Annotated in this window: 13 protein-coding genes and 1 rRNA gene; 4 read left to right on the forward strand and 10 right to left on the reverse strand. The window is 58.2% G+C overall.

Annotation, left to right across the window (positions count from 1 at the left end):
- A 5S ribosomal RNA gene (gene rrf, locus KZ498_RS20115) occupies positions 1-81 on the forward strand; the annotation flags it as partial.
- Positions 82-462: 381 nt separating this feature from the next.
- Here the strand turns inward: rrf and KZ498_RS20120 are convergent.
- The 9 genes from KZ498_RS20120 to KZ498_RS20160 form a co-directional block, all read right to left on the reverse strand.
- Positions 463-813, reverse strand: coding sequence for a hypothetical protein (locus KZ498_RS20120; protein WP_312621122.1), 351 nt, complete (start codon positions 811-813; stop codon positions 463-465).
- A gap of 130 nt (positions 814-943) precedes the next feature.
- A complete protein-coding gene (locus KZ498_RS20125) occupies positions 944-2146 on the reverse strand; it encodes an MFS transporter (protein WP_312621124.1) in 1203 nt (400 codons plus the stop codon).
- A gap of 6 nt (positions 2147-2152) precedes the next feature.
- Positions 2153-2569: a DoxX family protein gene (locus KZ498_RS20130; RefSeq protein WP_312621126.1), complete on the reverse strand. Its 417-nt coding sequence runs from the start codon at positions 2567-2569 to the stop codon at positions 2153-2155.
- Positions 2570-2885: 316 nt separating this feature from the next.
- Positions 2886-4061: a PLP-dependent aspartate aminotransferase family protein gene (locus tag KZ498_RS20135; protein ID WP_312621127.1), complete on the reverse strand. Its 1176-nt coding sequence runs from the start codon at positions 4059-4061 to the stop codon at positions 2886-2888.
- A gap of 9 nt (positions 4062-4070) precedes the next feature.
- On the reverse strand, positions 4071-5213 hold the full coding sequence (locus tag KZ498_RS20140) for an acyl-CoA dehydrogenase family protein (protein ID WP_312621128.1): 1143 nt from the start codon (positions 5211-5213) through the stop codon (positions 4071-4073).
- Between the two features lie 100 nt (positions 5214-5313).
- Positions 5314-6159 carry a DsbA family protein gene (locus KZ498_RS20145; protein WP_312621130.1) on the reverse strand — a complete coding sequence of 282 codons (846 nt, stop codon included), beginning with the start codon at positions 6157-6159 and terminating at the stop codon, positions 5314-5316.
- A 265-nt stretch (positions 6160-6424) separates the two neighbouring features.
- Positions 6425-7411: a glutathione S-transferase C-terminal domain-containing protein gene (locus KZ498_RS20150; RefSeq protein WP_312621131.1), complete on the reverse strand. Its 987-nt coding sequence runs from the start codon at positions 7409-7411 to the stop codon at positions 6425-6427.
- 284 nt (positions 7412-7695) lie between these two features.
- Positions 7696-8076, reverse strand: a complete 381-nt coding sequence (locus KZ498_RS20155) for a helix-turn-helix domain-containing protein (RefSeq protein ID WP_312621133.1) — start codon at positions 8074-8076, stop codon at positions 7696-7698.
- Positions 8077-8652: 576 nt separating this feature from the next.
- On the reverse strand, positions 8653-8910 hold the full coding sequence (locus KZ498_RS20160; RefSeq protein WP_312621135.1) for a hypothetical protein: 258 nt from the start codon (positions 8908-8910) through the stop codon (positions 8653-8655).
- Between the two features lie 217 nt (positions 8911-9127).
- Between KZ498_RS20160 and KZ498_RS20165 the strand changes: the two genes are divergently transcribed.
- The 3 genes from KZ498_RS20165 to KZ498_RS20175 all read left to right on the forward strand — a co-directional run bounded on the left by KZ498_RS20165 (position 9128) and on the right by KZ498_RS20175 (position 11198).
- Positions 9128-9640: a hypothetical protein gene (locus KZ498_RS20165; RefSeq protein ID WP_312621137.1), complete on the forward strand. Its 513-nt coding sequence runs from the start codon at positions 9128-9130 to the stop codon at positions 9638-9640.
- Positions 9637-10110, forward strand: coding sequence for an ester cyclase (locus KZ498_RS20170; protein WP_312621138.1), 474 nt, complete (start codon positions 9637-9639; stop codon positions 10108-10110). Before KZ498_RS20165 ends, KZ498_RS20170 begins: the two co-directional genes overlap by 4 nt.
- A 149-nt stretch (positions 10111-10259) precedes the next feature.
- Positions 10260-11198: a PfkB family carbohydrate kinase gene (locus KZ498_RS20175; protein WP_312621139.1), complete on the forward strand. Its 939-nt coding sequence runs from the start codon at positions 10260-10262 to the stop codon at positions 11196-11198.
- A gap of 292 nt (positions 11199-11490) precedes the next feature.
- Here KZ498_RS20175 and KZ498_RS20180 read toward each other — a convergent pair whose 3' ends face one another.
- Positions 11491-12888: a glycine cleavage T C-terminal barrel domain-containing protein gene (locus KZ498_RS20180; protein WP_312621142.1), complete on the reverse strand. Its 1398-nt coding sequence runs from the start codon at positions 12886-12888 to the stop codon at positions 11491-11493.
- Between the last annotated feature and the right edge of the window lie 2 nt (positions 12889-12890).

Raw genomic sequence — 12890 nt, forward strand, 5'->3', positions numbered from 1 at the left:
GAACACGGAAGATAAGCCCACCAGCGTTCCGGGGAGTACTGGAGTGCGCGAGCCTCTGGGAAATCCGGTTCGCCGCCACCATTCATATCTCAGCCCACCACAGAGAGTCATCTCTGCGGTGGGCTTTTCGTATTTACACAGGGCTGACGTGGACTCCTCGACTGTCGACATAAACATATATACTCTGTTTCATACGTTAGCGTCGGCTGTTGAGCGAACGAAGGAGCAATCAAACTCTTGGGTCAGATCATCTACGCTCCGAGCATCGGTGTCTTGAACTCACGAGAGATGGTAGGTGACAGCAAGATGATGGTTGGTAATTGATATAATGGCGGTTGCAGATACAGAGGATGAATTCAGCAAGTTCAAGCGGTTTACTTTGATTATCTAGTGATGACCCACTCGGTTGAGTCAACCTGTGAAACGAGCGCTATTGATCGATTGTCGCGAAGAGGTTACGCATTACTGGTCGGTGAGATTTGGATACCCTAACTGGCGCTCACCAGCAAGTGTGTAGTTACTGCTAAGGACGCCGCCACCCGAGAGTTTGATCGTTGCATGGATAGTGAGGTCTGTAGCCGTGTCTGATTCTGGGATGACGATGAGATCGAGCGTCCTGATCGTTTCATCTGCAAGGTCGTCTAAATCGGTAATCTCAATGACCGTTCCAAGCCCCCGGGTAGATGTGTAGAGGCATACCGATGCCGGCGGAGCACTGTCTCTCTCAACTGGAGAGACAACGGCGACCTTTGCGGGAGATTCCGTTGCTGTCTCTGGTATCCAGGTTCTCAAACAGGTCACGTCGGAAACCACAATATCCCAACGGCGGTCTGGAGTCCCGCGTCTTCAGACGCAGGGGGATGTCAATGCAGAGTGGTCCTCAGTCCGATATCATCCATACTCGTCACGCTAAACTAACTTGAGATAGACGTAGTCCCTGTTATCAGGGGTCGGGGGCGACAATCCCGAATAGAGCCGTCCCGATGACGACCACACCGCTAGCCCCGAGTAGCGTCCCTCGATGACCGATAAGCCCAGCCACCAGCGTAAACAGCGCCGGGCCCACAACCTGACTGACGCCAATCGTCGTGGTCTGGAGACTCATCACACCGGCGCGGACGTGATCGGGGGCAAGCGCGCTAACGCCCGCGAACAGCGTAGGCGTTATCAACCCACCTCCGATGCCGAACACGAGCATGGCACCGACGAGCAGCGGGAGAGCGTTCGCCAGGGCCATACCGAGGAGACCGATGGCGTATAAGACGAATCCACTCATAAGGAGTGTCGTCGTCGATACTCGCATGGTAAACCGGCCGTTCTGCGTCGAGGTGATCCCCGTAACAAACAGGACGACGCTGGTGAGGAGGCCGACATCAGTGGCGGTGAACCTGAATGCTTCAGTGAGGTAGAACGGGAGTATCGTGTACAGGGCACCGAACAGAAGGGTAAACGAGGCGAACATGATTCCGTAGAGGGCGACTGCCCGACTGGTCGGGATTTTCCGGAGAGCATCCCGTAGATAGCCGCGGTCGTTCGCGTGAGAGGACGAGTCGGAATCATCCAGCGTGAAGAACACCAGCCCCGCCACCGGCACCGTGAGAGCGTACAGCAGAAACGGCGCGTTCCAGGCGTATGAAGCGAGATATCCGCCGATCACAGGGTATAGCGCTGTGCCAAGCGAGAGCATCGCAGACGTAACGCCCATGACTGAGTCGTGCTGACCCCCGTCGTATCGGTCGCCGACGACGGTCATCGCAAGCGCTGAGAGGATACTCCCGGCGGCGAACCCCTGGATAATCCGAAGCCCGAGTGCGACTGTGAAATCGGTCGTGAACGCTATCGCGGTCCCTGCGAGGCCAAATACCACCAAACAGCCCGAGAGGACAAACCGGCGGCCAATTCGATCGGCGAGGGCGCCGATGAACGGTGCCAGCAGGATGCCCGGGAGGGCATACAGTGTGATGAACAACCCGGCCCGGGATGCAGAGACACCGAAGACAGCCCCGATCTCCGGCAAGACTGGACTGATCAGTGGAACGTCCATGGGGGTCATCAACGTGGCCGCGAAGATCGCGATCAGTATCGGCGAGCGCCATTGCACCCCGACATCTCTTTCATTGCTTCCCGACGTCTCGGTGGCACCCATAAATAATCAGAACCCCACACCGACCGACACTGGCCACGAAACCGTCGAGAGGGCTATGAAGACCAGCGCGGTCCCGATCAGACCCACGTTCTTCAGGAAATGGATTTGTTCGTTCTGTCTTTCCTGACCCTCCATGGCCCAGTAGTCGTGCATGATGATCGTGATCGGAACGAGGAAGATGATCACCGCCAGCGCACCGAGCCCGGGGTACACACCCATGAGGACGGCAAGCGCACCGCCAATCAACCCGAGACTTCCAAGAGGAACGCTGACTGATGGGAATGGCGCTCCCTTGCTCTCGGCATATCCGACTGCCGATTTGCGATCGAACAGATTTCCGAGGGCCAAGTAGCCTATAACGACTGCGAACAGGACTCGACTTAGCAGAAACGCCGTCTCGGACAGCACTGAGCCAAATACCATCAGACGTCACCGCCTTCCAAGTAGCGAATGTTTGAGTAACCGTTTGTGCGTGCGATTCCGTCGACGTTTTGTCGAATGTCGTTCGATGACATCGTTACACGAAGGAATACATCTACCACGCAAATATATTTCAGGCAGGATACACTATACCAGGTTTAGCAAGCGACACCGGACTAGTTCTTCGATAAAATTATCCCCACAAGACGTCACAGTGCCTATTTTGCACTATTTAGGTAACCGAAGCAGAAACCATACTATATATAAGATACACGATACTTCGACAATATTTTAGACAAAACACTCCGGGAGTTACACATCAGAGGTTCGCGAGCGCTTGATCTAAGTCTCGGATTAGGTCATCGGAGTTTTCGATGCCGACCGGGGCCCGAACCAGCGATTCGGATATTCCGGCCGACCGGCGTGTTTCGGGTGAGACGAACGAGGCTGACATCGACCAGGGATGATCGACGAGTGATTCAACACCGCCCAAACTCACGGCGATGGTGAACACTTCGAGTTCTTCGAGAACGGATCTTGTCTCCGCTTCGGTCGCGTCCAACTCGAACGAGACAACGCCACCGAATCCGTTCATCTGTTCCATCGCTAACTCATGTTGTGGGTGTGAACTGAGTCCGGGATAGTTGACCGTGTGGACGGCCGGGTGATCGACGAGATACTCCGCGACGGCCTGGGCATTCTTTTCGTGTTGTTCGACTCTGAGTGGAAGTGTCTTGAGCCCTCGAAGCACCAGGTACGCGTCGAACGGAGAGAGCGCGTTTCCGAACGTGTACTCCTGTAGCTCAGAGATTCGCTCCGCCATCGCTGATCGCTTCGTGGCAACGAGGCCACCGGTAGAGTCGCTGTGGCCATTCAGATATTTCGTAGTGCTATGGACGACGACATCTGCCCCCAATTCGAGTGGCTGCTGGACGTGTGGGGTTGCGAAGGTGTTGTCGACCCCGAGTGGCACGTCGGCTTCAGCAGCCACGGTCGCGACCGCACGCAAATCACAGAGTTTCAACAGGGGATTCGTCGGTGTTTCAACCCAAAGTAGGCTCGTGTCTGGCCGTATCGCCTCCACGACAGTCCCGACATCAGTCGCGTCCACGTACTCGACGTCGATATCGAGCGTGTCCCGCAGTAGCTCCTCGAAGAGTAATTTCGTGCCGCCATACACACCGTCGAATGCGACGATGTGACCACCGGGTTCACAGAGCGCGAGTACCGTAGTCGCGATGGCAGCCGTTCCCGAACTAAACGCCATCGCCTCGGAAGCCCCAGTCAGGTAAGCGAGTCGCGATTCGAGTGCATCCCGCGTGGGGTTTCCGAATCGTGAGTACTTGTAGCCGTGTCCTGGGTTACCAGGGGATTCCATCTCGTGATGCGTGGCCAGGTGAATCGGTGACACCACATCTCCAGACACACACTCGAGATCGTCCGACCGTTCGCCACGATGAACCGCTTCGGTCGCGAATCCGAACTGGTTGGGCATCGGTATCCACTATCCCCGAGGATGTCCCTCGTACACGGCTTCGCCGAGTTTGTCCTTGTGTCCCTCGTTTGGACCGCCTGCAATGGTCAACAGCTTGGCGTCACGGAGGTACCGTTCGACGTGTTGTTCGGTCGTATAGCCGATGCCGCCGTGGAGTTGCATGGCCTTGTTGGCGTTATCGACCGCCGCCTGCGTCGCGAATATCTTGGCCATGCTGAATTCCCTGGCAGTCTCGTGTCCCCTGTCAGCACGATCGGCTGCACGCAACGTCAGGAGACGAGCAGCATCGACCCGTTGTGCCATCTCACCGACCTCCCACTTGACACCCTGGAAGTCGCCCATCGGTTGGTCGTACTGTTCGCGTTGGCTGGTGTACTCGACGGTGTCGTCGAGTGCAGCGCGAGCGATACCAACGCCCCGAGCGGGGACGTTCACTCCCGTCTGGAGTTCCCCACGCTGGACGTATGCCTCGCCCACTGCACCGATTCGCCGTCGGTCCGGAACACGGACGTCCGCGAGGACTCCCCTCGGTGACTTCACTGTTCGCGAGCCGAGCGTGTTCCAGACCTTCTCGATGTCGAATTCGGCGGTCGGAACGAGAAATGCGGTGATGTTGTGCGGACTTTCCTCCTCTGGACCGGTCTTCGCGTACGTGAGAACGTAATCACCGTCCTGGAAGTTAGTGAGCCACTGCTTGTGGCCGTTCAGAATCCACTCGTCGCCGTCCCGCCTGGCTGTCGTCTCCATCTGCAATTTGTTACTCCCTGCATTCGCCTCACTCATTCCGAGGACGCCCACTGTGTCGTAAGACGCCATCGACGGCAGATACCGTTCTCGTTGTTCGTCGGTGCCAAACCGCTGGATGACCTCCGCTACACCGAGATGCAGAGCCAACGCGCCAGCAACGGGCATGAGTGCGGCGGCGACCTCCTCGATAACGAGCGCCAGTTCGACCGTTCCCTTTCCCATTCCACCGTGAGTCTCGGGAAGCGTGATGCCCGCATATCCCCGATTACTGAGCTCGTCGAGGATTTCGGTCGGATGCTCCTCGGCTTGGTCAAGCTCAATCGCCTGTGGCTTGATTTCTTCCTGCGCAAACTGCCGGATATCGGCACGGAGCTGACGTTGGTCTTCGGTGAGCTGAAACCTCATGAGATAGAAAATCGGGTTTCACCGGCATATATTTCAGGTAGGCCTTACGATACCACGTTTCCACTGGTGGATCTGTCGGATGATTGTCTGGGGCAGTGCATTAATACTCACCTCTATCGATGCTGTGCCAGAACGCCCCGTTTCCACGCTGTTCGCGACGAACGTACCCCGCATCCGTGAGTGACGCGAGTGACTGCCGTGCCTTTCCTGGACTCAGGTCGTAGACCTCTGCAACCTCCTGGGTCGCCACTGAGCCATACTCCGCGATGAACTCTCGAATAGGGGGTACCGGGTTCGATTCCAACGATGGCGCGATGTCCCGCAAAACGGCATCCAATTGCTCGAACGACTGAAATCCCTCCAGCCTCCGTTCGCCCGCAGGTCCGGCGAGGTGATATGTCGGGAATGCCCGAACACCGGCGTCGCGGGTCTCGGACAGATCCGCCTCAAATTCCGCTCGAGCACTTCCATCGTCCAGTGCTGTGGTAAACGTCTGAGTATCCAACCCAACTGATTCCGCGATTTCGATCTGCTCCCCGCGGTGGTTGACGTTGCGGACCTCCGTGGCATACGCCTCTCGGAGCCGTCGCAAATACCGGTGACTTCGAGTACGGTCCTGCTTTCGGGCGGCCACGAAAGCGATACTCGCCGGATACGTCGACTGGGCGGGGTCCTGCTCAAAAATCGCCGTATCGACCGGCATCCCGTGATGGTCGGAGGCCTCCAACCAGTGCGGACCAACCTCTCCCGGTTCCGAGATGTCGTTGGCCGCATCGTAGAACGCATCGAAGTCCTCAATGAGTCCACCCATCACGAACCTGACTTGCAATTGCTCTCCGTACTCCGTCTGGAGATGGCGGACAATCGGCTCGGACCCCCAACACCAGGTACACATCGGGTCGGTGTACTGTGTCAATGTGACTATTCCGTCAGTTGCTGTCGTCATACAATACAAGACCGAAGGACTCGGGTATATATTTCAGACAAATTATACTACACCAGGTAACGCTCGGAAAACCGGTCGATAGTGTATTGTCATTTTCAGAGGACCTCCCTGTGAGGTGTCTCGTCGACGAGCGAGGACCGCTCCCCCGTTGATTCAGTCCCAGATAGAACTCGAGAATGCTCACAAGAAGCAGAATACGCCACCCCAGAAGACGAGCTCTTGTGTGACGGTGGGTAGTCAATCGACGATGCCGAGGGGTCATACATCAGTCGTCGGACGAGACTCCGGAACCGGAGCGTGTCCCGCCGAGCCGTGCGCGGTCGTGCGGTGCCGCACAGTCGTTATCGGGCCCGACAGGGACGAAGCCGGTCGGATTGATGTCCTCGTGGCTACGGTAGTAGTGCTCTTTCACGTGGTCCATCACGCACGTCTCTTGGACGCCCGGAAAGTCATAGATGTCACGGGCGTATGGCCAGAGGTTTTCGAAATCGACGAGACGTCTGATGTTGCACTTGAAATGCGTGTGGTAGACGGCGTCGAACCGATAGAGAGTCGGGAAGAGAAACACGTCGGCAAGCGTAAGCTCGTCTCCGATGAGGAAGCGGCGGTTCTCGAGCACACTGTCCCACTGCTCAAGCGCGTCGAAGAGTTCAGTGGCGGCTCTCTCGTATTCGGCCTGGCTGTCGGCGAATCCCGTCCTGTACACGCCCAGATTGATATCGCTGTGGATGTCCTCGATAATCGCATCTATCTCCGCCTGTCTGGATTCAGGATACAGGTCCACATCCCGGGTGGCCGCTGATTCGAACGCCTGGGCCAGCATACGAGCGATGTCCGCTGACTCGTTGTTGACGATGGTCTCTGTCTCGGTGTCGTACAGGACTGGAACAGTGACCCGACCAGTGTAGGTCGAGTCTGCCGCCGTGTACACCCCCCGGAGGTAATCACGCCCGTTGACGGAGTCAGGGGTACAGCGTTGTTTCGAAGGAGTGAACTCCCAGCCGTCGTCTCGGCGGACTGGATCGACGATGTCTAACGATATTACGTCCTCAAGGCCCGTGACCTGGCGCACGAGTGCCGCCCGGTGAGCCCACGGACACGCCCGGGAGATGTAGAGGTGATACCGGTCCGATTCGGCGGGGTACCGAGCCGTGGGCTGGTCGTTCGGGTCCTTGAGCCAGTCGGTGAACCCCTGATTGTCGTGACCACGCTCAGGAGCATCGACCCACTCTCCGTCGACAAGCCGCCCCATCCTCACTCTCCCCCCATAGGCGTTACCGACGGGCCGATCCGTCTCGTATCATCAATCCTCTCTTCGGTGACGTAGCGCATGACAATTCGCTATTCCGCCACTCGTCGCTAATAGTTCAGGCAAGGTATAACAAACCAGATTTACTGCACCGTACCTGGGTGTCGAACGCGCAGGTTGCCGAGATAGCTTCCTCACGAGGTGAGTGAGAGAGTACACGCGGGTCGCCGATCCGTTTCGGGATTGGTCTTGAGAAAGCCTACGACCAGATGCCGCGGCTGCGGTAATTACCCGAATCGCGGTCTGACAGTATCGGGGTCTTCGACATCGTCCATCCACTCAACGGCCCACTGACTCACATCCTCAAGGCGTTCGACCAGTGTTTCGCCCTTCGCGGATAGTTGGTAGTAGACGGCGATCGGCGCGGCTTCCTCGGTCCGACGTTCGATGAGGTCCTCGTCTACGAGCACCTCCAACGCGTCTGAGAGGGTCTTCGACCGGCCACCAGTGGCACGTTTGAGCTCGTTGAAACGCATTTCGGACTCCGTGAGGGCATACAGGACCTGGAGCCGCCACTGGGTCCCAACCGTTTCGAGAGCTTTCACCACCGGGCAGGCAGCAGCGTTTTTCGAGTGCAGTTCTTGCTGGCGCGTTTCTGACTTGGACATAGGTTATACTGGAAGGTCGGATGTTGGCAGTATCGTCGTGTGGTCTGCGTACTGTTCAAACCCTGCACAGTGGACTCGTGTACTGGTGAGCCCTTGCGTCTCCTTGTCGAACGACCGATGACTGGATGTCCTGTTATCGGCTCTCTCCTTAGAGTTCCGAGGCGTCATCACGAATACAAGACGAGCCGTACTGTTGGCACCGAAGTTACAGCGGTCAACCACGGTGGGTCTCATTCGGGTCATCTCGGGACACTCATTGAAATGGCTGTCACCCACTTATTGTCTCTGTGAACTGAAATTTAGTACGGAGGTCCCCAATTCGGGAGTAGGGGTACTGCTGACATGGACATAGCGTCTACCACCGACTGAAATCGAATCCGCTTGTGAAACTCATTTGAGTAGCACCTAAAGCAGCAATCAGCGTTCGGGAAGCGAATGAGTCGAGAACCGCCGTACGGTTCTCTCCATTAGAACCTCTGCCGGTGTGGGATGGTAGGGCTCTCTTTGTAGGCATATCCGGAGAAATTGTCTCCATCGAGATCACAGGAAGATGGCAACAGATTGGTCAATTCCGAGTCACAGGCGTTCGGTAACAGCATCGACGGATACAGTATCGTCCAGATGGACTTCGATGGTCATCGGGACTTGAACCACTACTTCCCAGGGGTCAGTATCCAGAATATCACTGAGGTCGCCGTCGACAATGAATGGCAACTCCCAGATTTTCGAGTTTCGTAAATCGGTGACACCCCTGTCGACGGTACCTTGTTGCCTACCGCGATGGTATTGAAGGCCTGCACTCACCCGGCCTACTGGTGTCGTCGGTTCTCTCATTCCGGCTACTATAATTTCGTATAGCTAACGCTTACAGATCTTTCTGCACATCCTCTCAATACTGGGTGTACAATGACATTGGAAAGCGTCCCAGCATACGATTCCGAACACGTTGGAAGTGCTACGTCACCGACTACCGGGTGGACTACAAGCGGGCATTCAGGGCACCAGCGTCCCCACCGTATACCCGTGGCGGAGGGACGATACGGAGGAAATCTTGAATAGCAGGCAAACATTCTCCGAGGACGGTGCGTACTATCCGTTCCCGTCGAATCGCCGACGATACTACGAGAAACTGGACCGATTCCCCGGTGATTTGCTCGTCGTCGGTGATGCGATTGCGAGCTCCAACCCGGTCTACGGGGAGGGGATGTCGGCAGCAGCACTCCATGCGCTCGTGCCTCATCACACGCTCGCGGACGACGGGTTCGGGCATCTTGCGGTCCGGCTTTTCGACGAAGCCAAACCCGTTATCGACACCGCATGGCTGATAGCCGTCGGTGCCGATTTTCAGTTCCCCCAGACTACTGGTCCCAAACCCCGAGGAGCCGGGCTCATGGGCTCGTACCTGTCTCGACTAAATAGAAAAGCCCACACCGACAGGGAACTGGCCCAGCGACTCCTTCGCGTTATGGTGATGGAGAAATCGCCTCCCTCGCTCTTTCGCTCCAGCGTGATCGGACGTGTACTCGAACCGTCTATCCAATTTCTCCACCATACGAATACATGAGTGACACTAACTCTCACACCGAGCAAGTCGTCCGTGATTTTGTCGCCTGGGAGAACGGGGACTCCTCGAAAGTGGATGTTGTCTCTGAGTCACTCGACGTGTACAATCCCGGCCTGGATGGTGGAGAAGTCCACGACCGCGAGAGCTACGCCGCGTACCTCCAGGCAGGTCGGAGGGCCTTTCCAGATATCCAGATTGCGACCGAGGAGATAGTCGCTGATGGGGATATTGTAATGGCAGAAGTGCGGATAACGGGCACCCACGAAGGGGAGTTCAAGGGTCTCCCTCCGACCGGCCGATCAGTAGACATCAAAGGGATGGGCAAGTTTGTGATTATAGACGGTACGGTCGAAGAGTGTTACTTATACTATGATTCAAACGAAATGGCTAGTCAACTAGGCCTGACATTCCCAGAGATACTTGGACAATTACCGAAACTCGCGTGGAGGAAGCTCAAAACGAGCGGCTGATACCGTGGTACTGAACTCGGCCTCTGTCTCGGTCCAGCGGTTAGCCTCCGGCCCTGTGGAGGCTGGACGCGAGTTTAATTCTCGCACTCGGACCTCTGCTCCGCAAGAGTGGGTAGTCATTTTATCCCCGGTGACGAATGGTCGCGTAGATGTCTGACGTGGTGAGCTTCGGGAGCGTGAATGTCGACCTCGTGGCGCGCCTCGACCAAACGACGGTCAAGAGACTGGCGGCCCGCTACGACTGGTTCCCCTCGCCAGATGAGACCGCAGCCGTCGAGTCGGTCCCCGCGGAGATTGACGAGTTCGTCGACCGAACCATGATCGGTGGCAAGGGCTCAAACCAGTCAGTCGCCGCCGCCCGGGCCGGCGCGGCGACAGCCTTCTGTGGACGAGTCGGGTCGGACGAGTCGAAGTACGGCGTCCTCTCGACACTGGCCGGCCGCGGCGTCAACGTCGACCACGTTGAGCCCGCCGACGCCGAGACCGGGAAGGCGTACGTCTTCGTCGACCAGGCCGGAGAGAACCGGATCGCAATCATCGCGGGGGCCAACGGGGCTGTCGACAGCGCGTACGCCGCCCGCCACAGGGAAGCGGTCTTAGACGCCGAGTGCCTGCTGCTGCAGAACGAGATCCCCATGTCGACCATGGAGTCGCTGGTCGGCTCTCTCGAGAACGAGCCCGACCGGCCGACGGTCATCTACGACCCGGCGCCCCCGGTCGGCGCGGAGCCGCTGCTGCAGTACGACGCCGTCGACATCATCACCCCCAATGCGTACGAGTACGAACTGCTCCGGGACGCCATCGACGACTTCGAGGGTACCGTGGTCCGCAAGCGCGGCGCCGACCCGGCGATCATCCAGCAGCCCGACCGGGAGTCGGTCAGCGTCACCCCGCCGGACGTCACCCCCGTCGACACGACCGGCGCCGGCGACGTGTTCAGCGGCTACCTCGCCGCCCGGCTCGCGGCGGGCGAACCACTGGTCGGCGCCGTCGCCGTTGCCATCACCGCCGCCTCGCTGGCCACCACCGAGGAGGGCGCCCAACAGGCCATCCCCTCGATGGACGTCGTCGACGACTTCATGGAGTGATCCCGTCCGGCCCGCCGTGACCGGGTCCGGGGTCCGGTGCTGGTCCCGAGCGGGATCACTGTCTCTGCCTGCGAGGTGTGATACCGTTACGCACTATCGGTCGAAGCGCTAGTCGTTCAGTTTTGTGACACTATTTCCGGAAACTGACAGCCTCCGCGCCGCGATCGGCACGGAGAATTCATTGGCCCAGTATACGCCGCTGGATACCCCCAGCTGTCGACCGTCAGCGCCGACCGACGCGATGGCTGGTTCTGTCATGCGTACCTTTCCGGTCTCGAATTTTCCTCGGTAGCTATTCTCGCCCTCCTGATGACCGAGACCCTGCATCGCTCATCTCTTCTCTGGCGTGAATCTTGGCCTGTTCGCGAGCGCTGGGGTTGACTGACTCCTTGAACGGTACCTTCGCTACGGTCGCATAAACTGGTTCGCCGTCCTCCTCGGCGTACTCGTCCGGAAGGTGGACTTCGAACTCCACGTCGACGTCCGCATCGTATATCGAGTCGTCGAGCGGAACGTCGGTCGCGGCCTGCAGTTTCGCCGCCGGCACGAATCCGAGGCCGATATTGGTCTCGAGATCCGGATTCCACCACGCCGACGTCAGGTAGCCACACTCCTCGCCGGTCTCCGGATCCGAGACGATCCAGAAGTCGGGGGCGTAGTCCCGGATCGGTTCGCCGGCCATCTTCAGGCCGACCAGTTTGTGCGTGAACGGGAACTCACCGGCCTCGATGGCTTCCTGCTGGCGTTCCAGTTCGGTTTTGCCGACGTAGTCCGCGTCCTTGTCGTCGGGAACCTGATAGCCGAGATTGACCTGGAACGGTGACGTCTGGTCGTCCATGTCCTGTCCCAGCGACATGATTCCGGCAGCGATACGTCGTTGATGGGAGATCGCCGTCGCGCCACCGCCATGGGCCCTGACCGTTTCGAGTACCGGGTTCCACACTGCTTCGGCGTTCGTCGTCGCTTCTCGGACGTATATCTCGAATCCCGCCTCTCCGGAGAAGCCGGTCTGACTCACCAGCACCTGGATGCCGTTGACCGTGGCTTCCATCAGTCCGTAATACGGGATGTCTTCGACCACGTCCCCGATGAGCGACTCCATCACAGCAGGCGATTTCGGGCCCTGGACTTGCATCGGCGAGACGTCGATCTCGTCGATGTCGACCTCGAACTCGGAGTTGACCGTGACCCCTTGCAGCCACTGTTTCAGGTCGGCGTCTGCGATGGAGAACCAGAACTCGTCGTCGGTGAGCCGCAACAGGACGAAGTCGTTGAGGATACCGCCGTCCTGATTGCAGCAGATGGCGTACTTCCCACGCATCGGCTCGATCTCGGTCGCGTCTCGCGTGATGACGTAGTTGACGAACGCCTCGGCATCGGGCCCCTGGACACGGATCTGGCGCTCGACCGCGACGTCCATCAGCGTCACCTCGTTGACCAACAGATCGTACTCGGCGTCCAACCCGCCCTCGTCGGGGTCGATGTACCCCCGCGGGTGGTACATGTGATTGTAGACCGTCGCCTGTCGACACCCCGCTTCGACGGAGAGGTGCCAGAACGGCGACTGCCGAACTCGGGTAGAGATCAGGAGGTCGACGTCTGCGTCGCCTGTCTGACGGAGATTCCTGGGGATGGTACGGTCCGATTGGTCGACGTCCGGGTGGTTCGGATGGCGTTTATTACTCGTCATTA

The organism is Haloarcula sp. 1CSR25-25 (genome assembly GCF_032027985.1).
Lineage (GTDB): Archaea > Halobacteriota > Halobacteria > Halobacteriales > Haloarculaceae > Haloarcula.